Here is a 26,516-nt window from a genome sequence, read left to right as displayed (position 1 = left end):
GATTTTGTAGGGTGCGTTAGTGCGATCGCAATATTGTCGTTAAAAAACTCCATAGCCCGTATATTCCCGCATTTCAGGAGATTGAAATGCAAGAACAATATCATCTTTTGGAACCCCTAGTTCTACAAGTTCTTGAGCCACTCTCATTTCCGTCATATTCTGCTCAATCGAAATTTTTCCCTGTTTAATATCCAAATGTAAAACACAACCATAGACTCGCCGATGACCATCCCATCCCACATTGATAACCATGTAATGGTCTTGTTTTGTATCAAAAACAGTGTAACAATCAATCTGACCATTGGCTATTGGGATAGCAGCATAAGCCGTCAATAACGACTGAATGATATGGCGATAAGATTCTAGGGTATCCATTGTACAATTACCTCTTGAATTGGGTCATAAATAATTTGTTTAATCTGATATCTCTCTACAGATATTTGGGCAAATTCCCGCTTAAAAAAAGCTTCATAAACACCTATGGGCACTGCTAAATGAGAATGCGAGTTGGATCACTGATTTCCAAGGCAAGCCGATAATTCAAAAACTGTCCTAATGCAGCATGATAATCTGTTAGTGGTGAATCACTCAGGAACGTTTTAATCTCAACTGCAATTTTTTCTTCACCTCGCTCTGCGGCTAACAGTTGCTCTGCACCTAAATCTATTTCAAACTTAGTTCCGCCAACTTCCAGTCGCAGAGGATCATCGGTTATCTTCCACTGCTCTTTTTCTAAAGCAATTCTAACCACAGCATGAAATTTATCTTTAGCTGCCATCGTTAACTTTTTCTGATTTACTTAACATTTTAGTGCGATCGCCCAATACCATAGAATCGGGTTCCAAAAAATTTATACTTTCAATAAATTGTGTTACGAGTGCGATCGCAGTACTCTAGATGTTAGTAACAGTAAAATATTGATCTAGCTACTGCTTGGGCATCTGGAGAAGAAAATGAGAGAACACGTCAGCCGGCAGAAAAAAACTACTACAGGCTTCTCAATTCCATCCCTGAAACAACCGATACCTGGCTTTAGTTTGAAGTCGTCGGCAATTTCACGCCAAGCGGTTCCTGAAATACAACCACTCGATAAGCCAGTCACTCACGATATCAGTCGCATACCACTGCGTAGTCCCCAAGCAAAACTCTCAATTAGCCAGCTGGGAGACATTTACGAACAGGAAGCTGATAGCGTCGCACAGCAGGTAATGCAAAGAATGGCGCAACCTGTAAATCATCAGTCTATCCAACAAGAAGCATTGCCACAGGAAGAAGAAGAATTGCAGATGAAACCTCTGGCAAATTCCATCACGCCTTTGGTGCAACGAGAAGCATTGCCAGAGGATGAGGAAGAATTACAAATGAAATCTCTGGACAATAGCACACTGCAACGAGAAGCATTGCCAGAGGATGAGGAAGAATTGCAGATGAAGCCTATGGCGCAGCGTCAGGCTGAAGCTGGGATGGCTGCTGCGCCAGACTTGGAAGCGTCCATTAACCAAGCTAGGGGTGGTGGACAAGTGATGGCAGACAATATCCGCGAACCGATGGAACAGGCGTTTGGCGCAGATTTCAGTGGGGTAAAGGTTCATACTGATGGTCAATCTGACCAGTTGAATCGGTCAATTCAGGCGCGTGCTTTCACGACGGGACAGGATGTGTTCTTTAGTTCGGGGGAATATAATCCAGGGAGTCGGGGCGGCCAGGAGTTGTTGGCGCATGAGTTGACCCATGTTGTGCAGCAGGGAGCTAAGGCGACCCAGAGAACGGACGCAAAAGGGGGATCCAGTGAGGGTGGCAGTCTGCCGAACTACTCTGAGCAAAGCAGAGTGCTACAGAGGAAAGGCGTTGGAGGAAACAAGATAGGATTCAAGCGGATAAATGATAAAGATAATAAAGAGGCGTGGGAGAAATTGAAACTATGTTGGCAGGAAGCGAAGAAGACACGTAAGTTAGCGAAGACAGAAATTGAGAGAACGCTGCCAGATCAGGAAGGGAAAGCAGGATTCACGGCTTACTACGCCACTAAACTCAACGAAATAAAGGATGAGCGCGAGCTGTTAGTGGAGGCGCTGAAAAAAAATAGCAAAGAACCCATAGTGAAAATCCAAAATAATCAGATCCTATTAGTCACGGTGGAAGAGGGGAAAGAGAACAAAGATGTGGTTATAGGTGAGCTTATAGATACGCAAGAAGAACTGTACGAAGGGAAAGAAATCGCAAGTTCAACCATGCGAGAGACATACAAGAAAAAGAACGCGTTAGCAGAGGGAAGCGAAACTGGTGAAAATGGAGAGAAGGAATACATCAAAGATGCGCGGGGGGTTTACACGCGTCGGTATGCGTATCACGAGATGAACTACCACCAGATGATGGACTTTGTTATGAGCGGCGAACTTACCGGCCGTTATCAGATGTTTATGAGTGCGGGCGAAGCAGCCAACACATCTCCTCAAAAGATTGCCCACCCAAGAAATAAGCAAGATGTATCGAAACGAAAAAACATAGATAAAAACGACCTAACATGGGAAGAAGTGGCGGTGTTGCACCAATGGAAGGGCAGCGGACCTTATCAAAGTGGAGTTAGTCTCACGTCAACATCACGTGAGGAGGTTCGTAGTAATAAAGGGGGGCTATTCAAAACGCAGGGAGGATTCAGGGTAAAGATAGATCTAGCGAAGGTCGCGGCAGAAGTCCCCATCGTGAATGATTATGCGGAGGGAGGTGTAAGTCAAAAGCCGGCAAAAACGACCAAAACACGGCCGGCAAGATACGAATTCCCCGAAAGTGCAACTAAAAATAGAGAGTTGTATATAGAAAGGGTGAAAAAGGAATGGGTCATGGAGATCACACACCACGGAGCCAGCGACGTGTCAACAACATTCTCTGAGATAGAAAAGGCGATGCGGGGCGACACAGGAGCTAGTGAGAGCGTTACAGACATAGGAATACAATCATACCTGAAGGGATTTGAGGAAGGTATGAAGGGGAAAGACTATAGCGACGGCAAAAAAGCAGGAGTAGATGGAGCTAAAGCAGGTAAGAACGTTTTGGCAGGATATCAGCGCGGGATTGAGGCAAAAAAGGACAAAGGAGGTAAGGTGGCGCAGCCGCATGAAGCAATGAAAGAGCAAATTGACTATGAAAACAAACAAGGTGGTGTCCCGGATGAACATAAGTACGATGCTCATAAAGTGGGGTATATGCGGGGCAGATGCACCACCAAAGCTATGTTTGCATCAGTGGCGGAATACGGAGCGGCCATTAACGGGCGAGATAAGGTTTGATAAGAGCGATCGCCTGATCTTGTAGAGTGCGTTAACCAAGAGTGATCACTGATCTTTTAGTGCGATCGCCCTCTCTATTCTGACTCAAAATGCGATCGCTTACTCTTGTAGTGATATTCTCAACATCTGAAAATAGCTCGTGTAGGGTACATTAACGAAGTGTAATGTCAAACTCAGGTTAATTTATGGTGTCGCCAAAATTAAAAGGTAGTTGATGGTTATCAACTACCCTTAAAACTTGACAGTTTTTACTTAATCATTTTACTACACAACATATACCGTAAAATTGACTAGATTGTCCTGGCCAAATCGCAGTATATCCCCATTAAGTAAGCGATATTGCATACCCGGAGTTAGAGGATTGTTGTTTAAATAAATACCATTTGTACTCATATCAACAATCATGTATGCATTTTGTGACCAGTCCCAATCGACTCGCGCATGACGACGAGAGACTATTCCCTCACTGGGAATGCCGGTCAAGTCAATTTCTGGCGGCGCTATTCCTGGACTTTGACTGCGGCGACCAATATAACCTCCTTCCCCAACAAGGTGAAATTCTCTGCCGGTAGTATGAATCAGCTTTAAGGCTGGCGCTCTTTGAGGCGGAGGGACATAAGCAGGCGGTGTTGGTTGATAAGAAACTCGTGGCTGATAGACTGTTGAATAATCTACGGGGGGTTGTTGGGGAGGTTGATAGTTAGGTTGCTCTGTAGGCGGCCGTTGATACTGAACAGATGGTGGTTGAATAGGTTGTTGCTGAATAGGCGGTGGTTGACTAGGCGGTTGTTGACTAGGCGGTTGTTGTGGTGTTGAGGAAACTACATTACCCACAGGAGTGGAACACCAGGGACAAACCTTAGCATTGTTAGGCAGGGCGCGGTTAAAATATTCGCAACTAGGATTGGGGCACCGATTTGCAGGCATAGGAATTTATATCATCAGGCATAGGTTGTAAAGCTACGAGACCTACTTTACTAAGTAAACACTGACCTTGACGAGTGGTTAGCATCTGGGCAAATGTAGAACCACCAGGCAGGCGACTGGTGTCTTTAGGGTACACTACAAAAATAGGGTATCCCAAGGGGTAGCTTTGGAATGTTGTGACATCAACATAATAATCATCATGTTGACACAAATCATCTGAGGGATTAATTGAGCGGCGATCGCGCCGTTGAAACAGAGGTTGAATCGCTGATTTTTTGCCATCTGCGATCGCTAGCGGATAACCAGTACACTGACTCGAAGTTTTACTGATAATGCCAAAACTGATAATACCAGTGTTTCGCCCATCTAGAGTCTCACTGCGTATCTGATTTTGGGTTTTTGTTGTATCAAGTTTAGTAACATTTGCTGCAAATAAAGCTTCGTCTTGAGGGACGTTTTTGAGAACTATTTCTTGAAATTTACTGATTGCTTCCGGTTCTGTTGGGGCAAAAGGTTTCACAGATAGATTTGGAAGTTTGGGACTAATTTGTTGCCAATTGGTAATTTTACCTGTGTAAATTTGACGCAATTGCTCAAGACTTATTTGCCCTCCAAGAGCATTAGCAAGATTTGAATCTCTCTTATTAAATGCTACAAAAACAATTAATCCATCATAAGCAACTTGTTTTTTAGAAAGTTTATCTGTGATATTATCTACTAAACTAGTAATTGCAAAATCTTTTTTATTTGTTTGAACTTCTTCAATACTTTTAATCGGATTCTTTACGTTTGATGACAAAACAGGCTCATAGTTAAATGTTGCTGTCGCATCTGGCTTTGGTCTGGTCAATAACTCTCCTAAACGATTATTTTCTACTGATTGCGTTAAAACATAACTCCATGTACTGTCCTTTTCTCCTGTGTAAGTAAATTGTCCGGCAGGAACATTGGGGACTTCGGAGAAATTTCGCACAAGTCTAGACCATAATATATATTGATTAGGACTATCTGTTTTCTTGCCCAAAAACCAATACAAAATTCCTCCACCAAGTAGTAATAAAGCCAGAATTCCTATCAGGATTAAAGGTATTGGTAAACGCTTTTCTATTACTTGAGAACCTGACGATGGCACTGAACTTTTGCCACGATCTTCTTTGGGAAGTTGCAGCAGTGCTTGACGAGCCGTTTCCGCATTCTCGAAAGGAGTTTCTAGACCAATGAGGCGATAAATAAACTGCTTTAAATGGCTATCGGTATCCGGCCATTGTTGATTATCTCTAGGGTCGAGAGGCTGGTTGGATAAAAAATTAGTTGTCCGTCCTGCCCATAGATAAAAGGCTAGCAATCCTAATGATTCTAAATCTTGCTCAGGTCTGGCGGGCGCGGGTTGAGGAATAATAGGTGGAATAAATAAGTTTTCCCAGGTCGCTAAATCACAAAAGTATATAGAGAATTTTTGATTATTTTCTAGTTTAATTAAAGTACTATCTAAACTGATATTGCCGTGAGTTATACCCAGCTGTACTTGATTTGAGGGAAAACGCAGCTTTTGGGTGTGGAGAAACTGGAGAGTTTGTAAACCTTGATTTAATACTTCCCGCACATCAGGAGATGTCATCGCTCCCTTTTCTATGAGATATTTCCCTAAAGTTTGGGATGATTCGATTCCTTGAGTGATCAGATAGCAGCGTTCTCCTTTTTCATCTGCGATCGCTTCTTTAGTTTCTACAAGACGAAAGTTTTGAATTCGACTATCGGCTAAACTTACCCCACCCACCCGTTTGAAAGTCTCTTTCCGCTTCAGAGTCTCGCTTTCATTAAAACAACGATTGGGTAGTAGGTATTCTTTGATGATGACAGGCTGTTTATCTTTAAGTTGAATACCTGAGTATAGGCGGCCTAAACCCCGTACACCAATAAAACTAGCGATTTGATAAGTTCCCTGACTTCCTTTAATCTCAGCCTCCTGTGGTAAAGTTGCTGGAAAACCACATTCCAAGCAAAACTTAGCCCCCTTGATTTGCTGCGCGGTTTGGAAAGGGCGATCGCAACTTAAGGGAGAATTATACGAGCAGGGGTATTCTTGATAAAAAGATTCAAATGAAGGCATATACAAAAAGTTTCGTGAATTGCGCCGATTACTTTCGTCGCGCTCAAGCGTGAACTAATCCTAACTTGAGGGCAGCTACAATAGCTTGAGTCCGACTAGTAACCTTCAATTTTTCAAAAATACTGGTGAGATGCGCCTTAACAGTAGCAACTGTTACATATAAATGTTTAGCGATTTCTTCATTAGAAGCACCTTGAGTTAACCAGTATAAAACTTCTTGCTCTCTTTCGGTTAAATGCACCTCATGACATGCTTTCAGACAAGAGTCTGAATAAGCCTGAAAAAACCGGAAAAATCGACTAGCAACTTCTGAAGGTAGATAAATTTCCGCTCTTGTAACAGTGTCAATAGCCTCACACAATTGTGTTGCCACACGATTTTTAAACACATAACCGGCGGCTCCCGCCTGCATTGCTCTAAAAATCCAGTCGTCTTCTTGATGAGCAGACAACACTAAAACTTTGCCAGTGTAAGCAGTTTCCTTAAGACGTACCAGAACTGTAATCCCATCACATCCCTTCAATTGCATATCCAGCAAAATTAAATCTGGACACTTCTGGGCTGTAAACTTTAAAACCTGCTCCACAGAATCTGCATCACCTATAACTTCTACAGGTAATGCAGAATTAATACTATAAAAATTCAAGAGAGTACGTAATCCTTGGCGGAAGCGTTCTTCATCATCTACCAGCAAAACCGAAAGTTTCTTACTATCATTAGCCATCTTTTTAATTACAAATTACGTTACCTACGTAGGAACATCATTACTAATTACGAATTAATTCCCGCTCCTTGGTCGAGGCAAAATTACAGAAAATTGCGCTCCACTTTCTGATAAGACTTGTGCCCAGATACTTCCTTGATGATCCAAAATAATTTTCTTAGCAATAGTTAAGCCTAGCCCTGTACCTCCTCTGCGTCGGGAATAAAACGGGGTAAATACTTTTTGTAAATCCTCTTGTGATAATCCTGGCCCTTGATCTGAAATTTTAATTAAAACTTCATCTTGAAAAACTTGCCAGCTACAGGTAATAGTTCCTGAGTTAGGACTGAAATGGACGGCATTACTGAGGATATTATCAAATACTTGTTTCATTTGTAATTTGTCTATCTTCAGTACGGTCGATGTATCTGGAATCAATATTTTAAGTTGTTTCTGATTAATTAGAGGTTGTAAATTTTTGATACTTTCAACAACTAAACTTCTCAAATCTTGATGTTTTACCCTCAGTTTTGCACTTTGTCCACAATCAATAAGCTCATTTAAATTAGTATCTAAACCTTGTATACTTTCGCCAATGATTGTTGCTTGCTCTTGCCAAGGGCTATCCTCTAAACCTAAGCATAGGTTATGTGCATACAATCCTATAAGTCCTAGAGAGTTACGCAATTGATGGCCTATTCGATGCAAGATATCTTCCAGGAGTTGAATTTCAGTTTTTTGTCTTCCATAGTCCAAGTAAATATCTGCATACTTACTCAGCAGCATAGCAGAGCGTTTTACATATAATTGCAAGCTCTCTGACAGAGGTTTATGAGTAATGATTTGAATGTATTCAGGTTTTTGATTCCTATAGGCAAAAGGGCAAATGTAAGAAATGGATGAAAAATCCTTAAGTTTAAATTCATGCAAAGTCAAAGCAGGCGGAAAATCTGTAAGCCATGCTTCAGAGCGCAAATAAGCTAAAGTTTTTTGGGAAAAAGCAGCTTGGTCTTGACCATAATTTATAACTTCCTGATGATTTTTCAGCAAGTAATCATGATAGACAATCCGAGCGAAAAAAATTGGATATTGACTAGTTAACTGTTCAGACTCTAACTGACAATAGCTCTGAATATCTGAGGAATTCAAATAATTCGAGCCATTCTCCAGTTTTTGTACATAAAAGCCTAGTGTCATAGCTTCACTCGCTTTTTGCAACCAAATGTTTTTATTCTTCTGCTGACCAGTATAAATTTATGCAGTCTCAGTAATGTTTATTTTTTTATTAAATTATCTTGTTAGATAATTAATACAAAGAATTATTAAGTTTATGTTTATATATTCTTATCCTTTTCTAAGTATATATAGGTACGTAGTGCAAATTATTTATTACAACGCATAAATTTTGTGGCGTGGTCATCTCGCCACTCCTATTAAGAACTGCTCCAGACTAATCTACAAACTGAAGTTATTGCTTTTCGGATTTTTGAAAATCTAATATCTTCCAGCCCACTCAAATGGGGAGCAGGGGGCAGGGGAGGCAGGGGAGCAGGGGGGAAAGAATTAATAACCAGTACCCAATGACCAATGACAAATGACAAATGACCAATGACCAATTGAAAAAATATCGACAAAAGTCTAATTAACTTTAGAAGGCTGATACATATACTGTAGATGCATCTGGATTAGCTACCAGCAGAACACCTTCATGCTTATCTTCGTTCTTCAAACTTTAGCCGAAATTCTAGCTGGAGGAACCTCACTTACCAGTACAGAGCAAATTGACTTTAGCCATCCTGGTAATCGTAGGGAAGAGGGAGCAGGCCCGACTCTCAATTTATACATTTTTGATATACGTGAGAGTAAGCAGGTACAACATTCTGGCAGGCAAGTAGAACGCAAGCTAACACGCGCTCTACAACCTGCCACTGTAAATTGGGCACCAGCTTGGTTTGATGTTTCACTGCTATTAACAGCCTGGGATAGAACAGCTTTAGGGGAGCATCACTTTATCAGTGAGGCGTTGGCTGTGCTGTTGCGCCATCGCACCTTGGAAGAGGAGTTTTTGGTTCCTGAATTACGGGGCTATGGTAATTTGAACATGACAGTTGCCCTAGAGCCGCCAATTGAAATTGGCTCTTTATGGAGCGCTCTCAATGTGCCATTGCGTTCAGCCTTATATTTGACAGTTACAATCCCCTTCGAGCCACAACCTACTCCAGTACCTTTGGTTTGGGAGCGAATTTTCAATTTGCGAAATCAATTGTCTCGTGATAGCGACAGTCTAGTATTAACCAGACGAGTTGCGATCGCGGGTATTGTCAAAAGTGCAGTGACAAATCTGCCACTGGTAGCGGCAGAAGTAGCTGTGAGGGGAACTGACAAGTCCATATCAACTACTAAAGAAGGGCTGTTCTTCTTTGAAGACCTTCATTTAGGTAATTATGTTTTGACTCTGAATCATCCTGGCTATTTACCCCAAAACGTCAATGCATTGGTAGATAACCAAAGTAATACTTTCAAAGAAATATTTCTAACTCCTGAATAATTAGATTTTTACTGACTTGGAGAAACTTTCATGGCTAGACTTGATTACTTTGCTCCTGGTGTCTACATCGAAGAAATTGACCGGGGTAGCCGACCAATTGAAGGTGTTAGCACGGCAGTTGCCGGATTTGTAGGTTTTACAGAAGACGTTCGTGGTGGGGCTGAGTTATACAAGCCCATGCTAGTAACCACTTGGACGCAATATCTCAACTACTTTGCGCGTCCCAACTCTGACGGCTTCACCGACTTCAACGCCTATTTACCTTTTTCAGTCTACGGCTACTTTATGAATGGTGGCGGTCGTTGCTGGGTAACAAGCATTGGGACTCAGTTACCAGGCGCACCCAGGCCCGCAACTCCAGAACCGGCTACCCTCAGAATCAACTCTAGAGGTAATCGTCCAGCCCTCCGCTTTACTTTGCGTCCTGAGCAAGCATCAGGCGGATTAGTAAATATCGTTATTATTGATGGTTCACCCCGCGCCCTACCCGAAGGTACTGAAGGAGAAGCGCCTCCAAATACGGGCGAATATTTTACCATTCAAATTCGTCGGGGAGATGAGCTTCTAGAGCAATACGAGAACTTGAGCATGAACCGCGAACCTAATTCTCAAGTTGCAACTTATGCGCTGGCGGCATTGAGAAATTCCATGTATGTCAGTGTAGAAGACATAACTCAAAGTGGACAGCCTTTAGCTCGTCGTCCCGTGAATGGTCAATATGAACTAGCGCCGCCCATTGTTGCCGCCCCACCCGATAGATTTTCGCAAAATTTAGAAGGGGTTCGAGACGATCGCACCGGGGTACGCGGTATCTTTGAAGTTGATGAAATCACAATGCTGGCTTGTCCTGATGTGATGCGGGCTTATCAAGAGCAGGTACTGAATTTAGATCAAGTCCACGGCATCATCGAACTGATGATTAGTATGTGCGAGGGTTCTGCCAGTGGCGATATTCCCAACCCGCCCAACCGCATGGTTGTACTTGATGCGCCACCAGATGCCGTCAAACCCCAGCAAGTAGTGGAGTGGTTGAATAGATTTAACCGTCGCTCAATGTTTGCGGCCCTTTATTATCCTTGGATTAAAGTACCTAATCCACGCGATCGCGGTAATCCAATTTTAGTACCTCCTTGTGGTCATGTGATGGGTGTTTGGGCCCGCACCGACGAAACCAGAGGAGTTTACAAAGCCCCCGCAAATGAAGTTCCTAGAGGCGTAATTGGTTTGGGCTATGAAACAAACTTCCGCGAACAAGAACTATTAAACCCCCTAGGGATAAATTGCATTCGCAGTTTCCCCAACCGAGGTATCCGCATTTGGGGCGCACGCACTCTAGTTGAGCCAGATAAAACAGAGTGGCGTTACATCAGTGTGCGTCGGTTAATTAGCTATATCGAAAAATCTCTAGAATTAGGGACTCAGTGGGTAGTTTTTGAACCGAATGACCAAGATTTATGGGCACGTGTCACCCGCACCGTCAGTAATTTCTTAGAGCGTATCTGGCGTGAAGGTGCTTTATTTGGCGCGTCTCCAGCACAAGCATTTTATGTCAAGTGTGACGAAGAATTGAATCCACCAGAAACCAGAATTTTAGGACGTTTATATATTGAAGTCGGTGTTTGTCCAGTCAGACCTGCTGAATTTGTTGTTTTCCGCATCAGCCAATGGAATGGCATTGAAGATAGCGAATAGGGCAAGAATTCTCCTCTTGTAGAGACGCGATTTATCGCGTCTTTCTTTCCCCATTCCCCATTCCCCATTCCCAATTCTCAAATTAATCACACACAAAGGAGTCTAAAAGTATGGCAGGCGAATTTTTAACCTCTTGTAAGTTTTACTTCGAGGCTGACGGAATTACTGATAAATTCATCAAAGAAATTAGCGGCTTAGGCGTTGAGAATACTCCAGCGCAAGAAGTTCACGGTTCATCTAAGGGCGCTAAATTAATGCGTCAAGCTACGCCAACCGTTGTTAAATTTACCAACATTACAGTAAAAGTCATCGCCACTGATGATATAGACCTTTATAAATGGTATCAAGACTGTAACGAAGATATGGGAGACCCTAGGAAGTGGTCACAGAAGCGTAAAACTGGTTCAGTGGTTGCTTATGACCAACAAGGCTCTGAAAAAGCACGCTGGAACATTGTCAATTGTTATCCCTGTAAATACACTGGGCCTACCTTAACTGCTTCTGGTGGTGATATGGCAAATGAAACAGTTGAATTGGTTCACGAAGGAATTAAACGAATCAAATAATCGTAATTACGTAAAGCCTGCGGCATAGCTTTGCTTAGAGCGTAGCGGTAGCAAGTCCGCAAGCTTCATTACGAATTACGTAGCTTGCTTCTCGCCAAGGGCGAGAATTACGAATTACGAATTATTAACAGTGGTACAATCCGCAAGCCGAATTCCAGAAGTTCTTACGGCCCATCGGTTCTATCTAGAACTGACACTAGAAGGTCAAAACGATGCCAATTGCTTTTTTTTGGAGTGTCAAGGCTTCAAAAGAACACAAGAGGTAATTGAAATTTGTGAAGTTACTTCTCAAACCTGGGGTAAAAAAGGGCAGTCAAAAGGTCAGGTGGTGAGAACTAAGCTTCCTAGCAATCCAAAAAGTGGTAATCTCACTCTGCGTAGAGGTACTACCAACTCTATGGATTTTTGGAAGTGGTTTGAAAAAGTCGAAAAGGGTAATTGGTCTGAGCAACGTAGACTTGTTGCTTTGTCTATTTATAATCAGGCAAATCAAGAAATAGCTAGATTTGAATTAGCTGGTGCTTGGCCTGCAAGTTATAAAATTGCCGATGTTAACGCCCGCAGCCATGACATCGAAATTGAGGAAGTGGAGGTTGCTTTTGAGGAATTTAAACGTGTGAAGTAATTAGGAGAAGTATGTTTCCCACAGAGTTTGAATTTACATTGCCAAAGGGGTATCTAGACTCTGAAGGCAACCTCCACCGTAAAGGTGTAATGCGGTTATCAACGGCGATAGACGAGATTGCACCCTTGCGTGACCCACGCGTTAAAGCTAATCCTGTTTATGCCACAATTATTATCTTGTCACGAGTGATTACTCACTTGGGTGCTTTATCAGAAGTTACTCCTGCAATAGTAGAAAACTTTTTTGCCCAAGATTTAAATTATCTCCAAGATTTTTATCGGCGAATTAATGGCTTGGAAGGTGAAACTTCCATACCAGAAGATACAATAAACTCCCCCGAAGCACTTATTCATAATTGAATTGGGAATTGGGAATGGGGAATGGGGAATGGGGAATGGGGAGCAGGGAGCAGGAGAGCAGAAAGCAAAGCCTTATTAATGGAGTTTAAAGACTCATTAATGGAGCTAAAAGACTCATTAACGGAGTTTAAAGACTGATTAATGGAGCTAAAAGACTCATTAACGGAGTTCAAAGCCTCATTAATGGAGTTCAAAGACTCATTAATGGAGCTAAAAGACTCATTAACGGAGTTCAAAGCCTCATTAATGGAGTTCAAAGACTCATTAATGGAGTTCAAAGACTCATTAACGGAGTTAAAAGCCTCATCCCCTATTCTCAATGCCCAATGCCCCATGCCCCATGCCCCATGCCCAATGCCCAATGCCCCATGCCCCATGCCCAATCCCCAATCCCCAATCCCCAATTCCCAAATGACTTATGCGCCGTAAGAAAGATACTCTCTGCACAGAATTTGCCTTCACTCTTCCTAGAGGGTTGAGTGATAGTGAACACCGGATACATCGTCATGGGGTGATGCGTTTAGCCACCGCTAAAGATGAAATTTTGGTGCAACAAGAGCGTAGAGTTCAGGAAAATCCAGCTTACGGGGTTTTGGTGATGCTTGCACGGGTTATTACTCGCTTGGGCAGTCTTAACTCTGTTAGCCCTGATTTACTTGAAGAACTTCTTCTACATGACATTGCCTATCTCCGAGAATTTTATAATCGAATCAATCAGCAAGGCGATGTACATATTCCGACACAATGTCCCCACTGCAATACTCAATTTTCAGTGGAGCTAGAACTAGCGGGGGAGTCGTAAGCTACCCCTCCGATACTTTATATGAGGAGGTAGCTTTTATTGCTTATCATTTCCACTGGTCGCAAGATGATATTTTAAATTTAGAACATACTACCCGTCAGCGATGGGTGGCAGAAATCAATAAAATTAACCAAAAATTAATATGAAAGTAAAAGTTAGCTACTCACCAAATCTAAGTGAAGTCAATGAAGTTGACCTGACCACAGAAACTCCAACGAGAGGAGAATGGTTAATAGGTCGTTCTCCTGATTCTGATTTAGTCTTAGACAGTCCTGATATTAGTCGGGTACATGCTAAGTTTTTCGTTAAAGCTGGAAATTACTACTTCTCTGACCTTGGCAGTAGAAATGGCTCAATATTTAATGGAAAACAAGCCGAAAAAGATCGACCATATTCTTTGAGTGATGGAGATATTATCAGGATTGCAGATTACGTTCTGATCTTAGAAGCAGTTGCTCCCGCTTATGAGCAACCAGAGACAGTCTTTAGAATTATAGACCCTTCACTGTTTTCTCGGCCGCGATCGCCTGAAAATGTCAGCGCCGCCAATGTTGCTAATCCAGCCCCAGAAGTAGTTAGCGAAGTTCCAGCGCCTATTACTCCCGAAGTAGAAACACCTTCTCCAGAAGTCAGCGAAATCTCCGAAGTTGTTGCTACTCAACCTGATGATGTCATTCCGGTTGTTGAGGTAATTCCCCCTGAAAACATCATTCAGTCACCAGAAGCAGTTAGCGAAGTTCCACACGATGTCCATGATGAAATTGTGGATTTGCAATCAGTTGCGCCAGAAGTCAGTGCAGATGTTGAAGAAGTAGAGATTCCAGAAGTTAGCGAAAATAGTGAGGAAGTTTCTTTTACTGTAGCCGAAGCTGCGATCGCATCACCTGAAAATATCATCGAAACTTCTGAAGAGGAAATTACACTTCCAGAAGCCACTGACGATGAGGTTACAGACTTTCAAACAGCACTGGTGACAGAATCGACTTTCGTGCAACGGCGTGATATAGAAGCAACTTCCCCAGAAGATGCAGAGTTAGAAGCAGCACTAGAAGCAGAAGTCACCTTCGTACAGCCACGTGATATTTTCCACCAAGTTCCCGAAGCAACTTCCCCAGAAGATGCAGAGTTAGAAGCGGCGCTGGAAGCAGAAGTCACCTTCGTGCAGCCGCGTGATATTTTCGGCGAAGTATCTGATGAAGAAAGTACCGTTCTGGAAGTTACTCATAATGAAAATCAAGTAGTAGATTTAGATACACCAGTCACAGAAGAAGTCAGTTTAGAGTTTGGCGAATTTGTCAACGAAGTGACTGAAGAAGAGGAGATTCAGCCGCAAGAACCATTGAGCCAAGCTACACAAGATATCAATGATGAACTAGCAGATTTAGATATTTTATTTACGGCAGAAGACAGCACAAATATTGACCAAATAGAACCTAGTTTTGCTGTTGATGAAACAGAAGGTGAAGTTTCTGAAGCATTGACGGAACCTGATAATATCGTTGCAGAAGTTTCTAGCAATCAATACATTGATTTGAATAATACAACTACAGAAGAAGCCAGCGTAAATGTTGATGATGTTGTTCTAGTAAGTGAAGTTTCTGAATTAGCTGATATTCAATCTTTGGAAACAACAGAAAGTGAAGGTCCTGAGAGTGTCAGTCAAACTATTGAAGAGGCTCCTGAAGTAGAAGCAACTCAATTTGATGAAACTCCAGAAGAAATAAATGTAAGTGAGCCTCCCCAAGTGATTATTGAAAGAAACATAGTACTCATCGCTCACGAGAGCAAGAAATCAGAACTTGCTGAATTTGTTTCTCAACACCAGGAATTTTTCTCACAGAGCTTTACAATTACCTGGCCATCTGTTGGCGAAGTCTTACATCAACAAGCAGGAATAACAATTAGTCAGCAAACCCCTGCACCAATTTCTGGAGGATATCAAACAATTGCTTCATTGGTTGGAGCAGGAGAAATTTTAGCAGTTATTTTCCTGAGAGATTTGCTGCAACCTCAGCCTGGACAAGCAAATGAAGAAGCACTGCTTAGATTATGCACTATTAATCAAGTTTTACTGGCGACTAATTTGCCAACAGCAGAAGCAATTGTGCATTATCTTAAACATATATAGCTCTACTTAATCATTCGTGAGTAACAAGATCCCCGATTTTTTAAAGAAGTCGGGGATTTGCGTATTTCGAGAAAAGTTGCAAATTGCATAGAATAATTTCAATGATGAAAAATAGGATAAAAAATATGTATATTTTAAAATAAAACTTATCTAGAGAAATGCTTACAAACTTAAAAACTTTATTTAGACAACCAGTTATTCTTTCAAGTGCGATCGCTACAATTTTACTAGTAGGCATTCAAAAACTTGGGGTTTTCGAACCTCTAGAAATGAAGGTCTACGATCAGATGATGCAATTACGTGCCGACCCAGGCCCAGACTCTCGTTTATTGATTGTTGCTTTAACTGAAAAAGATATTCAAAAATGGAATTGGCCCCTATCTGGTGAACTTCTAGACCGACTATTGGGCAAACTTGAAGCTTATGAACCGCGAGCGATTGGTCTAGATATTTTCCGTGACTTACCTGTACAACCTGGTCATGAGAAACTACTGCAACGCCTACAACAGAGCGATATCATCATTCCTATCTGTAAACATTCTGGTTCTAACAATCCGGGAATAGCAGCCCCAAAGGGGATTGAAGCAGAGCGAGTAGGATTTAATGATGTAGTAGAAGATACTGACGCGACAATTCGTCGCAACCTATTATTGGTAAGTGCAGAAGAGTCCGATTCCTGTCAAAGTAATTATTCTTTTAGCTTACAACTAGCACTTAAATACTTAGAAGTTGGAGGCATCCAGCTAAAATTTACCCCAAAAAAAGAACTACAACTACGAGATACTGTATTTAAACCCCTCCAAAGCGACGCTGGCGGTTATCAGAAAGCGGATACAAATGGCTACCAAATTTTGCTTAACTACCATTCTGGTCATCAGATTGCCCAGCAAGTAACTATTACACAAATACTTGAAAATCAAGTTAAACCAGATTTGGTGAAAGACCGCATCGTTTTTATTGGTTCAACAGCCAATAGTTTAAATGATATTTTTAACACGCCATTTGCTACTGGTAAGTCAGATAATTCCGGCAAAATGGCAGGAATTGAAATTCATGCCCACAGCGTTAGTCAAATTCTCAGTGCTGTTCTTAACAAACAGCCACTATTTTGGTTTCTACCTGAATGGGGTAAAGTCTTGTGGATATGGGGATGGACTGTGGTTGGTGGGTTGCTGGTATCGCGGATTCAACATCCAATAGGCTTAGGACTAGCAGGAGCAACAGCCCTTGCAGTCTTATTTGGAGGCAATTTTGTCATTTTTACCCAAGCTGGATGGTTCCCTGTAATACCTCCGGCGTTGGGGTTAGTATTTACCGCCGGGAGTGTTCTTGCTTATAGTGCTTATAAAACGAAACAAGAGCAACAAGAAATTACCCAACGGGTTCAAGAACACCAACAATTAATTGTGGAATTGCAAGGTCTTTTACGGCAGCGCGGCGATGCCTCAAATGAAGCACCAACTGTAATTGCTGATTCCATCGGTCAAGAAATTTCACTAGGAACTCTACTAAACAACCGCTACAAAATTACTCAAGGTTTGGGTTCTGGAGGATTTAGTAATACTTATTTGGCTGATGATATCCAACGTCCTGGCAATCCGCAGTGTGTGGTTAAACAGTTGCGTCCCCCCCGCCAAGATGCAGAATATTTAAATGTCGTCAGACGATTATTTGACGCTGAAGCACAAATTTTAGAAACCTTGGGTAAGCATCCACAAATCCCTCAACTGCTAGCTTTTTTTGAAGAAAATCGGCAATTTTCTCTAGTGCAAGAATTTGTTCGAGGGCACGCTATGGACAAAGAAGTAACTTCTGGAAAGCGACTAAAACAAGCTGAAGTTGTGGAAATGCTCAAAGAAATTTTACACGTACTTGTTTTTGTTCACAGCTATGGTGTAATCCATCGAGATATCAAACCTAGTAACTTGATTAGACGAGAATCAGATCAGCACATTGTTTTAATTGACTTTGGCGCTGTTAAGCAAATTCATCCTCAGCAGCAAGAAGCTCAGACTATTTCAATTGGTACGCCTGGTTATGCACCTTCTGAGCAAATGAGCGGTTTGCCAAAACTCAACAGCGATATTTATGCGTTGGGAATTATGGGAATTCAAGGTTTAACTGGGGTAGATCCTAGAGATTTTCGCAGAGATGTAAATACTGGTGAAATAATTATTCAAAGTGGAGCTGATGGCAATCAACAGACTTGGCAACATTGGCGCGAACTAACTGAGGCTACAAACGAGTTAGTTATTATTTTAAATAGAATGGCACATTTCGATTTTACTCAACGATATCAGTCAGCAGCAGAGGTTCTCAAAGCTCTCGAAAGTCTTTAGTAATAGGTTATGTAGCGTTTCCTAAGCAACTGAGGTAGACCTAAATTTTTGTTACCAGGCTCAGTAATGTTGAAAACATACCACACTAAGCTAAGAACCGCTATATCGTTTATTAACCTCTGCCTACAAATGCCTGACAGCGCTGCATAAATCTTGAGATTATCTCAGTTAAATACATATCTGTTCAAGTTTATCCTGAACTTTGGTCTCGATATATTAACCAACACAGCATCAGCGATGAAACTCTTTCCTTCGCTTAATTTTGTACATATTGTTAGTTCTAGCGTCTTACCTAGAATCGCTCGGACTCAAATAGGCACTCATAACAAGATTTCCACATCAATCAACTCTCATACTTTACGCAGCCATTCCACAAATATCAATTACCTTAAACCCTTTGATAGTGCTGTTATTGCTTATCACATGATGGGTCTTAGCAACTTTGAATGATCCGTGGAATAGTTTCAATTTTTCAGTTGTTGCACTCCATTAGCTCATCCTAATGGGTGAGGAATAAATCAACCGATCGGGTAATCTGAATGCAGGAAGTTAAGACAGATAAAAAATAAGACTCTATTACCTAAGAAGACTAATTACACTTTCCTTTAACTAAATAGAACCTTATGAAACTTTCTATCTTGATAGATTCTGTACTTATTGTTACTTCGATTGCTTTATTGCCTGGAATGGGTGGCGCTCAAATAGTTACTCACAATAGTGGCAAACCTATAGCTGTCAACTCTAACAATTTACCCACTCATTCTCCAAACGTCAGCTACCCCATACCTTTTGATGTTGCATTTCTAGCTCATCAAGGAGGAAAAGCTTCTGTTTCCCCCTAATCATCATCCCATTACCAAAAATTACTTTAACCCTTCCAACCTTGGAGGGGTTTTTAGTTAGTGCTTGCTTTTAGTGTCGTCCCCTTTCCTCAATGCACCTTTTCATATTTCTCCTGAGAAAAGCGCGATCGCACTATGTACAGTACGTTTATTCCTATAATGCTTGTATAGCAACACTTTCGGCTATGTCACAATCCCTCTGATTACCCTGCTCCTAATGTAGCGCGGCCTCTCACACTTCAGAAAAAAGGGGCGGGTAATAAATTATTTACTGTTCTATCAAATTAACGTTGTTAAGTTACTCAGCAGGTGTAGTTCTCACCTCCAAGCTGTGTTAAATATTGTGACGCGAAACAGGAGTATAGATACGTTGCTAAAGCTTTCTCCAGAATCTCCTCTCTTTTTTGTCTTAATTATTATTAGCTTTTTAATAGTAACTTTGTCAACTTGGTTATTATCTAAACCATTTATTTTAAAACCATTTGGGTTGAATGATATTATCCAAATACTCACATTACAGTTATTTATCTCTTTATTACTAGAGCGTTCTTTAGAAGTTTTTATAACTACTTGGCGCGGCCCATTCGTTGAACAATTAGATATTAGTATTCAACAAGAAAAGGCTCTTATATCCGAGAAACTAAGACTTATGGAAGTCCAACAAAAACAGTTTCCTTCTTTGGAATCAAATCAAACCATTGGGCTACCACCTGAAGGAATGAGTTTAGAACAGCAAATTATCCAGAATTTTACGCAAAACCAACAGGAATCATTAAAAATATTCAAGCCACAAATGGATAATTTAAATGAAAAAGAGCGCCAAAAGACAGCTTATAAATCTGATACACGAGTAATTGCTCTATGGACATCCCTTTTATTTGGTCTTTTAATGAGCGCAATAGGCATTCGCTCAATTGAGCCACTTGTAGTTCTTGATTTCGATAATCCAATCCAAGTAATTATTTTTCGTTGTTTAGATGCCTTACTGACAGGAGGTTTAATTGCAGGAGGTAGCGAGGGAATTCATAAGCTTATAAAAGTTTTCATTGACTTTATGGAAGCCACATCTAAACAAATCAAAAATCAAGGATTATCTTGAGCCAAAGAAGCATTTTACTTTCCAGAATGCCGGATACTCTTACAATTACTATGATAATTAAATAAACAATATCTATTATAAATATATGTTGCAATCTCTCCATGAATAATTATTAATATCTACATAATTTTTATGTAAATTTTTCACTACATTTGCCTCTGCTAAAACTTTAACTCCTTCAGTTTCCAACTTATCTTTTTGTTGGTTAACATAAGTTATTAAATAACCCTTAGAGTCTAATATTCTATGTACTGGATAATTAGTAGCTGAGGTTTTTTTCAGATATGTAGGAATAGCTCTTATATAACTATTATCAACTCCTATAGCTTGAATTATCTGTTTATATGTAACTACTTTCCCACTGGGAATTTTGATGATAAAATCTAGAAATCGTTCATAAGGATTTTCAGGTAATGCTGGAAATTCATGAGCTTGAACCTGAAATTTACTACCAACTTGAATTTGACCTGATTTAGTAACTACGCCTAAGATTCCTCTTTTACCCTTGATGCTCTTGAATGATTCTACTAAGTGAGCTATTCGCTTACACGGTTCGCAGTAAAAAGTTAGACGAATTGCCGCATCATTTTCAAAAGTTAGCAGAGATCCAGGAATAAATTTATCAAATCCTATACCTGTAACCACAATATTTTCTCGCAATTGTCCTGGTTGAATTGATAAGTCTAAAATATCTTCATACCTAACAATTAAAACTTGCCTGGGACTTATCGGATCGGCATTAATATCTTCTTCTATACCATGACCTAACTTTAAATTTAATGTTTTAAGTTCTACCATTGCAGAACCTGGTTTTACCTTAGTGAAAAGATGTGTTATTGAGAGAGCCATATTGATTCATCGGCGCGATCAATTTTAAATTGAGGAGCTGAATTCAGGTAAATCATCAGATTTACTAAGAATGAATAAACTTCCATCTCCTCCACGGCCAATTCTTAAGGTTTCATCTAAATAAGTAATGTCTAATGTCGGAGTCCTGCTAGGAGGATTATTAGCTGAGACAACCTTAAATGGGTTGAGTTGAGGAGTATTAATACCAACAATTTTCTCAATCGATAGGTAGCGTTTGTCAAAATAAACGTTGAGGCGTTTGTTAGATAGAGGTTCTAAATCTTCTTTGGCTGGCTCAAAGCTAGCTGTCACTTTAACATATCCTGATACTATTCCTAGAGGATGTTTAACCTTAGCTAGATTGAAAAACAATTTATTTGCAATATCAATTACTTGATAAACTTTACCCAGCTTTAAGCCAAATGGGAGAGAAACTAAAGAACGGATTTCTCTAGCAGTGGAGTAGTGCAGTTGCCAAGCTCCGTCTAACAAATGAGTCGCGTTAATCAGAGGATTAAGATTCGGATTGACGCTCTCTAGTTCCGTTGTTAATTCTTCAATTTCTTCAGCTAAGGTTTTGTCTAGCTTCAAATCGGTAACAGGAGAGCCATCGCTCTTAGCTTGAATCTCCTCAAGCTTGGCTTGTAATTTTTCCTTAAGCAAGACCTGGGCCAAGTAGCGGTCGCACATTTTAAATTAGTGTTTGGATGAACTGAACCTGCTGCTTAATTTTGGATTTTAGATGCTCTAAAATCTAAAATCCAAAATCTATAACTCTTACAGTTGCCGCACTAATGGCTGACCATCTTTGACTTCACCAATCAAAACTAAATCGACACAGTTAACAAAAATACCATTTTCCAGCACACCGGGAATGTTATTCAATGTTTTTTCTAGGCTGACTGGATCTTCAATAGAGTCAAATCTGACATCTAAGACAAAGTTACCTTGGTCAGTGATCACTGGGCCAGCTTTTTTGACACCCATGCGGAGTTCGGGTTTCCCACCGAGTTTTTTAATGGCATTGGTTACAGGAGTAATTGCCATTGGAATCACTTCCACGGGTACAGCAAAACTAGAACCCAAGCGATCTACTAATTTACCACTATCTACCACGACGATAAACTGTTCTGCCAGGTAGTCTACGACTTTCTCACGGGTATGTGCTGCACCACCGCCTTTAATCAAATTCTTCTGCGGATCAACTTCATCTGCCCCATCAATGGCAATATCGATGTGGTCAATAGAATCCAAGGTGGCGAGAGGGACACCATACTGCTTCGCCAGCACTTCTGACTGAAACGAGGTAGGTATGCCAATGATATCTTTGAGTTCACCAGACTTGAGGCGATCGCCTAAAAACTGAATCGTATATGCTGTAGTTGACCCCGTACCCAACCCGACGATAGAACCCGATTTTACTAGGGCGGCAGCGGCTTTGCCAACTTCTTGCTTCATCAACTTTACGGGATCTGTTCCTGTCATTCCCAAAACTCCTGAAAAACTGACTATAGTCCATAGTAGTAGGCAGATAACATCAAAAGATGAAAGGTAAAAAACAAGTTTTTGCTAATTTCTGCTTCCTTTATTAGGAACTTGTAAAAAATAAAACATCGTAGTGTCCGGAAGAGAGGAGATTGCTTATGTAAAAAGATAGTATATTAATATACCTATCAACTATGGCAATGCCACAGCATACTGGTCTTACCTTCGAGAAACTTGTCGCAGAGATCGCTCCAGAAGTGTCAAATACCTTCACAGTAGAGCAATTAGAAGCCATCAAAAGAGTTTTTAACTCTCGTCTTTGGACTCGTCATTCTTTAGACATAAGAGTTTCAGTACCAATTCCCGGATTAAGGTTTTATCTGGTGTTGCTAGCAGGTTCAGAACGTCGTTCTAAAATGCGTTTACGCTTTGAAAAAGGTTTATATCCTTTTTGGACTCCTGGCAATACCTTGTTTGTCATAGGATTTTTAATGATTCTATCGGCTTGTGGCTACACTATATTTTCTGTTGCATCGTTTTCACTGACTCCTCTAACTACCTTGGATTACCCTACTTCAATTCCTTGGATTAACGATAAATCAGAATGTGAACGCACCAGTAGAGTTTGGAATGATGGGAAGTGCTGGGATTCTGAACACAGTCCTAATTTTTAAAGCTAAACTCTCCTAGCTACGCAACATTGCCAGCCTAAATTCGTCACTAGCTGAGTTATAGGTTATTAAGAACACCAAATTTTGCGTTAACCTCAGTAACGTAGTTTTTTAAATTCACGTTAGTAGCTAAAAGTGGTTATGGTGATGCGTCAGCTTTCAATTACTCTATCTTTAGTAGCACTACTACAAAATTTACCAGCAATTGCTCAAGTGTCAGAAACGACTTCTGGAACCTCATCTGATTCTATTCAACAGGTAGTTGCTGCGAAATTGATGACAAACTTTTCTGATGGCAAGTTTTATCCAGAAAGGTTAGTGAGCAGGGCAGAATTAGCGTCGATTATGGTAAAAGCATTTCGGCTTGATAAAAGAGAAGCTGTTAACAAAGCAAATTTAACGATTCCAGATGTTCCTCGTTCTTATTGGGCATTTAATGATATACAGACAGTCTTAAAAACTGACATCATGAAAGGCTATCGAGGTAATGAATTTTTCCCTAATCAAAAGGTGACAAAGGCAGAGGCTCTTGCTATTTTCGCTCAAGCTTATGGTGTATTTCAGTTTCCTGATGAGGCTGTAAATGAGATTCTGGCTTCACATCCAGATGAAAAGTCTATCCCAACTTGGGCTAGAAAAGCAATCGCTACAGTAGCTACAGAAGGATTTCTCAATACAGATGCTCAAGGAAATATTTCTCCACTAAAACCCGTTACCCGTGGAGATATGGCTTATGTATTGAGTAAGTATTTACAACGACAACAGCGACAACCCGAAACACCAGAAGTTCCAATTATTCAAAATAGCCCACAATCACCTTAGTTAGACTTATCTAGTTAAGCGACCTGCTGACAATCAGTTTTGACCCGGACTTCTATACTTGTCTCGAAGCTGGCGAAGATATAAGGAATTAGATTGTGTTGGTTGTTGCTGCACATAATTCCCATAATTCTGTGGTGATTGCGCCGGCTGCTGCAAGCCATAATTTCCATAATTAGATTGTGGTGGTTGCATCGGCTGCTGCAAGCCATAATTCGCATATCCCATAGGGTTTGTGGGAGTGACAACACTTTGACCCGGAATCTGGCTAGAGTAAGGTGCAATATTAGTTGGTATGCCAGAGGTGACTGGGAGCGTTCCTGGTGCTACATTAGGCACTACCTGACCGTTATTTAAATTACTGTAGGGATTTGGCTGCAAGTTCGTATAACCTGTACCAGTATTTAACCCATTACTAGGCACTACCTGACCGTTATTTAAATTATTGTAGGGATTTTGCTGCAAGTTCGTATAACCTGTACCAGTATTTAACCCATTATTAGGTAATACCTGACCGTTATTTAAATTATTGTAGGGATTTTGCTGCAAGTTCCTACCCGTTGACGTGTAGCCTGTCCCAGTAGTTAACCCAGTACTTGGTAGAGAATTCTGACTGGATAAGCTATTCATGGGTTGCATTAACGTTGTTCCTGGCTCAGATGCTCGGCCCAAGGCATTTGTCTGAGTTGCAGTAGTACCATTAAAGCCAGACAGCTTCTGATTTGTCGATTGATTGAGTATTGCTTGTAGAGGGCTGACAGAGGCAGAATTTTGATTCTTATTGGTTTGATTCGTGAATCCAATTCCCAGGTTTGAGGATGTCTGTTCGCCGTCTGTTGGTTCAGATGCCCCAGTTAAAGTTTTGATACCTAGAAACTGATTATTATTATCAACCGTCCCAGTCCGCAATAAATTTTCGGTTTGTACGACAAAAGGATTTTTCAGGACGGGAGGAGTGTCGCCAACGCCTAAAGTAGGATTTAATTTGGCATCACTAGCAGACTTTTGTTTGTTAATTACATCTTCTAATAGACTTTTGCTGTTTTTTGCCTCAGTTTTTTCCTTGGGAGTATTTGCCGTTAATGAGAGAGTTGCTTGCTCAAAGTCATTAAATAAAACTGGCAGGTTATCAATATCGGCTGCAATGGCTCTGTTTTCTGCTGATAGTGACGAATCAGGAGGGGTTTGTGAAGTAACTTTGTTTTTTTGCTTATAAACGAAAATATCTGGATTTGACCAGTATTCCCAGGTTACTAGCCCCACTACAGATAAAAAAATTGCAGTTACCCAAAAACCAGGTCGCCCTAGATTCCATAACCTGGCTCTGAGATAGCGTAAGTAGGCGGGAGGATAATGACGATGTGGCATGGAATTGGTAATTGAAATTTACTCGAAATCGGGAAAAATTGACGGAAACTGAAGGCGTTGCTGTTTAATGCTTTTGCTTTCCTTAACAGGAAATATCTCAACTAAAGTTGGATCGTGATTTTATCCTAACTTCTTCATCAGTTATTAGTCATTACCAATAGATATGTAACAGTCAAAAATTTACTTTTTAGCGGCTGGAGTGGTTTGGCAAGATTTTCTAGAAAGTTATGGCAATTTATGGTTGGTTTTTGAGCATTGGTCACATTGGATAACATCACGAGTTGACAGTTGCTCTAAGTTTATCAAGGAAGGCAGGAGGCAGAGGGCAGCTCTTGCTGGAGGAAAACAGCGCTGGTGCCTCTTGCCGCGACCATAGGGTCTTGGGTTTGGTTTAAGATCCCCTCCAAATTGAAAATTTGGTGAGCCAGCCTGGTCTTGTTGTTTCAACAAAGAGGGACTGGCGAACCCGAAGGGTGGCTCTTTTTCAGGAGGGATTTGAATCCCCAACTGAGGTAAAACCTTCTGCCTCCTGCCTCCTTCAATGTTGTAGCTGGACAAAGGTTCGACTGTTTTAGTTTCTAGTTAGCAAACTGTAGGCTGCAATGCTTCGATATATACGCCTCTGAGGGCGCTGTGCCGCACCATACTATTAACCAGGAGACTACAGCAATGATGAAAGCTGAAGATATCATGACCAAAGATGTAGTTACCATTCGCGGTTCAGCGACTGTTGCTGAAGCAGTGGTGCTGATGAAGGAAAAAAAATTGCGGGCGCTAGTTGTAGATGTTCGCCATGAGAATGATGCTTATGGCATTGTCACAGAAACAGATATTGTCTATAAGGTAACAGCCTACGGTAAAGATCCAAAGCAAGTCTGGGTTTACGAGATTATGAGCAAGCCCTGCATTGTGGTAAATCCTGATTTGGGTGTGGAATATGTAGCACGGTTATTTGCTAACACTGGTATTCATCGGGCACCTGTGATTCAAGGCAAGCTATTAGGTATCATCTCAATTACCGACATTTTGACTAAAAGCGACTTTGTGGAAGCGCCAAAAGCGTTACTGCTGGAGGAGAGAATTCAAAAAGCAATTCAACAGTCTCGCGCTATTTGCACTGAACAAGGTGCTTATTCTAAAGCCTGTGCAGCCGCTTGGGATGAGGTAGAAGAACTCCAGGCTGAAGCTGCTCATCAGAAAGCTGAGGGGATGGTATCAGCTAAAGTCTCTTTTGAAGAATATTGCAAGGAAAACCCAAATGCACCGGAATGCCGAAATTATCATCCGTAATTGAAAT

At 41.0% G+C, this 26,516-nt stretch carries 26 protein-coding genes and 1 pseudogene; 17 read left to right on the top strand and 10 right to left on the bottom strand.

Annotated features, from left to right (window positions below):
* Positions 1-39: 39 nt before the first annotated feature.
* The gene (locus tag H6G86_RS17285) at positions 40-375 is read right to left on the bottom strand and encodes a XisI protein (RefSeq protein ID WP_190935342.1); all 336 of its coding nucleotides are present in this window, start codon (positions 373-375) and stop codon (positions 40-42) included.
* Positions 363-778, bottom strand: a pseudogene (locus tag H6G86_RS17280) (element excision factor XisH family protein). The gene H6G86_RS17285 and the pseudogene H6G86_RS17280 overlap by 13 nt, the downstream one beginning before the upstream one ends.
* 175 nt (positions 779-953) lie before the next feature.
* On the opposite strand from H6G86_RS17280, the gene H6G86_RS17275 reads away from it, so the two are divergent.
* Entirely contained in the window at positions 954-3,287 is a 2,334-nt protein-coding gene (locus H6G86_RS17275) for an eCIS core domain-containing protein (RefSeq protein ID WP_199338310.1), read from the top strand.
* 264 nt (positions 3,288-3,551) lie between these two features.
* Here H6G86_RS17275 and H6G86_RS17270 read toward each other — a convergent pair whose 3' ends face one another.
* Genes H6G86_RS17270 through H6G86_RS17255 form a run of 4 tightly spaced genes read right to left on the bottom strand, consistent with a single transcriptional unit; the run spans position 3,552 to position 8,224 of the window.
* Positions 3,552-4,214, bottom strand: coding sequence for an FHA domain-containing protein (locus H6G86_RS17270; RefSeq protein WP_190935341.1), 663 nt, complete (start codon positions 4,212-4,214; stop codon positions 3,552-3,554).
* Positions 4,186-6,324 (bottom strand): substrate-binding domain-containing protein, encoded by a 2,139-nt coding sequence (locus H6G86_RS17265; RefSeq protein ID WP_190935340.1) that lies wholly within the window; start codon positions 6,322-6,324, stop codon positions 4,186-4,188. The genes H6G86_RS17270 and H6G86_RS17265 overlap by 29 nt, the downstream gene beginning before the upstream one ends.
* Before the next feature lie 43 nt (positions 6,325-6,367).
* On the bottom strand, positions 6,368-7,048 hold the full coding sequence (locus H6G86_RS17260; protein ID WP_190935339.1) for a response regulator transcription factor: 681 nt from the start codon (positions 7,046-7,048) through the stop codon (positions 6,368-6,370).
* 54 nt (positions 7,049-7,102) lie between these two features.
* The gene (locus H6G86_RS17255) at positions 7,103-8,224 is read right to left on the bottom strand and encodes a sensor histidine kinase (protein ID WP_190935338.1); all 1,122 of its coding nucleotides are present in this window, start codon (positions 8,222-8,224) and stop codon (positions 7,103-7,105) included.
* A 511-nt stretch (positions 8,225-8,735) separates the two neighbouring features.
* Here H6G86_RS17255 and H6G86_RS17250 point away from each other — a divergent pair.
* From H6G86_RS17250 to H6G86_RS17195, 13 genes are all read left to right on the top strand, one after another.
* A complete protein-coding gene (locus tag H6G86_RS17250) occupies positions 8,736-9,575 on the top strand; it encodes a Pvc16 family protein (protein WP_012407858.1) in 840 nt (279 codons plus the stop codon).
* A 30-nt stretch (positions 9,576-9,605) separates the two neighbouring features.
* Entirely contained in the window at positions 9,606-11,267 is a 1,662-nt protein-coding gene (locus H6G86_RS17245) for a phage tail sheath family protein (protein WP_190935337.1), read from the top strand.
* Positions 11,268-11,377: 110 nt separating this feature from the next.
* Positions 11,378-11,833, top strand: a complete 456-nt coding sequence (locus H6G86_RS17240) for a phage tail protein (RefSeq protein WP_012407860.1) — start codon at positions 11,378-11,380, stop codon at positions 11,831-11,833.
* Between the two features lie 130 nt (positions 11,834-11,963).
* Positions 11,964-12,458 carry a phage tail protein gene (locus H6G86_RS17235; RefSeq protein WP_190935336.1) on the top strand — a complete coding sequence of 165 codons (495 nt, stop codon included), beginning with the start codon at positions 11,964-11,966 and terminating at the stop codon, positions 12,456-12,458.
* A gap of 11 nt (positions 12,459-12,469) precedes the next feature.
* Complete coding sequence (locus H6G86_RS17230; protein WP_012407862.1) at positions 12,470-12,817, top strand: hypothetical protein; 348 nt, start codon at positions 12,470-12,472, stop codon at positions 12,815-12,817.
* A gap of 141 nt (positions 12,818-12,958) precedes the next feature.
* Positions 12,959-13,246, top strand: a complete 288-nt coding sequence (locus H6G86_RS38715) for a hypothetical protein (protein ID WP_242064845.1) — start codon at positions 12,959-12,961, stop codon at positions 13,244-13,246.
* A complete protein-coding gene (locus H6G86_RS17220; protein WP_190935335.1) occupies positions 13,236-13,619 on the top strand; it encodes a phage tail assembly protein in 384 nt (127 codons plus the stop codon). Before H6G86_RS38715 ends, H6G86_RS17220 begins: the two co-directional genes overlap by 11 nt.
* Complete coding sequence (locus H6G86_RS39875) at positions 13,562-13,765, top strand: DUF6760 family protein (protein ID WP_313931140.1); 204 nt, start codon at positions 13,562-13,564, stop codon at positions 13,763-13,765. Before H6G86_RS17220 ends, H6G86_RS39875 begins: the two co-directional genes overlap by 58 nt.
* Positions 13,762-15,747 carry an FHA domain-containing protein gene (locus tag H6G86_RS17215; RefSeq protein ID WP_190935334.1) on the top strand — a complete coding sequence of 662 codons (1,986 nt, stop codon included), beginning with the start codon at positions 13,762-13,764 and terminating at the stop codon, positions 15,745-15,747. Before H6G86_RS39875 ends, H6G86_RS17215 begins: the two co-directional genes overlap by 4 nt.
* A gap of 158 nt (positions 15,748-15,905) precedes the next feature.
* Positions 15,906-18,086: a CHASE2 domain-containing serine/threonine-protein kinase gene (locus H6G86_RS17210; protein ID WP_190935333.1), complete on the top strand. Its 2,181-nt coding sequence runs from the start codon at positions 15,906-15,908 to the stop codon at positions 18,084-18,086.
* Between the two features lie 237 nt (positions 18,087-18,323).
* Complete coding sequence (locus H6G86_RS17205; RefSeq protein WP_190935332.1) at positions 18,324-18,536, top strand: hypothetical protein; 213 nt, start codon at positions 18,324-18,326, stop codon at positions 18,534-18,536.
* 173 nt (positions 18,537-18,709) lie between these two features.
* Complete coding sequence (locus tag H6G86_RS17200) at positions 18,710-18,928, top strand: hypothetical protein (protein ID WP_190935331.1); 219 nt, start codon at positions 18,710-18,712, stop codon at positions 18,926-18,928.
* A 370-nt stretch (positions 18,929-19,298) separates the two neighbouring features.
* The gene (locus H6G86_RS17195; RefSeq protein ID WP_190935330.1) at positions 19,299-20,027 is read left to right on the top strand and encodes a hypothetical protein; all 729 of its coding nucleotides are present in this window, start codon (positions 19,299-19,301) and stop codon (positions 20,025-20,027) included.
* Between the two features lie 75 nt (positions 20,028-20,102).
* Here the strand turns inward: H6G86_RS17195 and H6G86_RS17190 are convergent, their stop codons facing one another.
* The 3 genes from H6G86_RS17190 to rpiA form a co-directional block, all read right to left on the bottom strand.
* A complete protein-coding gene (locus H6G86_RS17190; RefSeq protein WP_242064844.1) occupies positions 20,103-20,825 on the bottom strand; it encodes an MGMT family protein in 723 nt (240 codons plus the stop codon).
* A gap of 75 nt (positions 20,826-20,900) precedes the next feature.
* Positions 20,901-21,566 carry a PAP/fibrillin family protein gene (locus H6G86_RS17185; RefSeq protein WP_190935328.1) on the bottom strand — a complete coding sequence of 222 codons (666 nt, stop codon included), beginning with the start codon at positions 21,564-21,566 and terminating at the stop codon, positions 20,901-20,903.
* 87 nt (positions 21,567-21,653) lie between these two features.
* Positions 21,654-22,361 (bottom strand): ribose-5-phosphate isomerase RpiA, encoded by a 708-nt coding sequence (rpiA, locus tag H6G86_RS17180; protein WP_012407870.1) that lies wholly within the window; start codon positions 22,359-22,361, stop codon positions 21,654-21,656.
* A 194-nt stretch (positions 22,362-22,555) separates the two neighbouring features.
* Between rpiA and H6G86_RS17175 the strand changes: the two genes are divergently transcribed.
* Together H6G86_RS17175 and H6G86_RS17170 are read left to right on the top strand one after the other, a co-directional pair.
* On the top strand, positions 22,556-23,035 hold the full coding sequence (locus tag H6G86_RS17175) for a hypothetical protein (RefSeq protein ID WP_190935327.1): 480 nt from the start codon (positions 22,556-22,558) through the stop codon (positions 23,033-23,035).
* A gap of 144 nt (positions 23,036-23,179) precedes the next feature.
* Entirely contained in the window at positions 23,180-23,854 is a 675-nt protein-coding gene (locus H6G86_RS17170; RefSeq protein WP_190935326.1) for an S-layer homology domain-containing protein, read from the top strand.
* A gap of 33 nt (positions 23,855-23,887) precedes the next feature.
* Here H6G86_RS17170 and H6G86_RS17165 read toward each other — a convergent pair whose 3' ends face one another.
* A complete protein-coding gene (locus tag H6G86_RS17165) occupies positions 23,888-25,219 on the bottom strand; it encodes a hypothetical protein (protein WP_190935325.1) in 1,332 nt (443 codons plus the stop codon).
* Between the two features lie 669 nt (positions 25,220-25,888).
* Between H6G86_RS17165 and H6G86_RS17160 the strand changes: the two genes are divergently transcribed.
* Positions 25,889-26,509, top strand: a complete 621-nt coding sequence (locus H6G86_RS17160) for a CP12 domain-containing protein (RefSeq protein ID WP_190935324.1) — start codon at positions 25,889-25,891, stop codon at positions 26,507-26,509.
* The last annotated feature ends 7 nt before the right edge of the window (positions 26,510-26,516 follow it).

The organism is Nostoc sp. FACHB-133 (assembly GCF_014698055.1).
In the GTDB taxonomy this organism is placed as follows: domain Bacteria; phylum Cyanobacteriota; class Cyanobacteriia; order Cyanobacteriales; family Nostocaceae; genus Nostoc.
Note: the sequence above shows the minus strand (reverse complement) of the source record. Positions and strands in the feature narration are given on the sequence as shown.

Coding starts and splice junctions, on each gene's coding strand:
- H6G86_RS17265 (WP_190935340.1), bottom strand. CDS start 6,324: ATGCCTTCATTTGAATCTTTTTATCAAGAATACCCCTGCTCGTATAAT.
- H6G86_RS17275 (WP_199338310.1), top strand. CDS start 954: ATGAGAGAACACGTCAGCCGGCAGAAAAAAACTACTACAGGCTTCTCA.
- H6G86_RS17190 (WP_242064844.1), bottom strand. CDS start 20,825: ATGGTAGAACTTAAAACATTAAATTTAAAGTTAGGTCATGGTATAGAA.
- H6G86_RS17255 (WP_190935338.1), bottom strand. CDS start 8,224: ATGACACTAGGCTTTTATGTACAAAAACTGGAGAATGGCTCGAATTAT.
- H6G86_RS17210 (WP_190935333.1), top strand. CDS start 15,906: ATGCTTACAAACTTAAAAACTTTATTTAGACAACCAGTTATTCTTTCA.
- H6G86_RS17230 (WP_012407862.1), top strand. CDS start 12,470: ATGTTTCCCACAGAGTTTGAATTTACATTGCCAAAGGGGTATCTAGAC.
- H6G86_RS17165 (WP_190935325.1), bottom strand. CDS start 25,219: ATGCCACATCGTCATTATCCTCCCGCCTACTTACGCTATCTCAGAGCC.
- H6G86_RS17160 (WP_190935324.1), top strand. CDS start 25,889: ATGATGAAAGCTGAAGATATCATGACCAAAGATGTAGTTACCATTCGC.
- H6G86_RS17240 (WP_012407860.1), top strand. CDS start 11,378: ATGGCAGGCGAATTTTTAACCTCTTGTAAGTTTTACTTCGAGGCTGAC.
- H6G86_RS17205 (WP_190935332.1), top strand. CDS start 18,324: ATGAAACTCTTTCCTTCGCTTAATTTTGTACATATTGTTAGTTCTAGC.
- H6G86_RS17185 (WP_190935328.1), bottom strand. CDS start 21,566: ATGTGCGACCGCTACTTGGCCCAGGTCTTGCTTAAGGAAAAATTACAA.
- H6G86_RS17270 (WP_190935341.1), bottom strand. CDS start 4,214: ATGCCTGCAAATCGGTGCCCCAATCCTAGTTGCGAATATTTTAACCGC.
- H6G86_RS17285 (WP_190935342.1), bottom strand. CDS start 375: ATGGATACCCTAGAATCTTATCGCCATATCATTCAGTCGTTATTGACG.
- H6G86_RS17260 (WP_190935339.1), bottom strand. CDS start 7,048: ATGGCTAATGATAGTAAGAAACTTTCGGTTTTGCTGGTAGATGATGAA.
- H6G86_RS17245 (WP_190935337.1), top strand. CDS start 9,606: ATGGCTAGACTTGATTACTTTGCTCCTGGTGTCTACATCGAAGAAATT.
- H6G86_RS17170 (WP_190935326.1), top strand. CDS start 23,180: ATGCGTCAGCTTTCAATTACTCTATCTTTAGTAGCACTACTACAAAAT.
- H6G86_RS17220 (WP_190935335.1), top strand. CDS start 13,236: ATGCGCCGTAAGAAAGATACTCTCTGCACAGAATTTGCCTTCACTCTT.
- rpiA (WP_012407870.1), bottom strand. CDS start 22,361: ATGACAGGAACAGATCCCGTAAAGTTGATGAAGCAAGAAGTTGGCAAA.
- H6G86_RS38715 (WP_242064845.1), top strand. CDS start 12,959: ATGGAGCTAAAAGACTCATTAACGGAGTTCAAAGCCTCATTAATGGAG.
- H6G86_RS17250 (WP_012407858.1), top strand. CDS start 8,736: ATGCTTATCTTCGTTCTTCAAACTTTAGCCGAAATTCTAGCTGGAGGA.
- H6G86_RS17200 (WP_190935331.1), top strand. CDS start 18,710: ATGAAACTTTCTATCTTGATAGATTCTGTACTTATTGTTACTTCGATT.
- H6G86_RS17175 (WP_190935327.1), top strand. CDS start 22,556: ATGGCAATGCCACAGCATACTGGTCTTACCTTCGAGAAACTTGTCGCA.
- H6G86_RS17215 (WP_190935334.1), top strand. CDS start 13,762: ATGAAAGTAAAAGTTAGCTACTCACCAAATCTAAGTGAAGTCAATGAA.
- H6G86_RS39875 (WP_313931140.1), top strand. CDS start 13,562: ATGTCCCCACTGCAATACTCAATTTTCAGTGGAGCTAGAACTAGCGGG.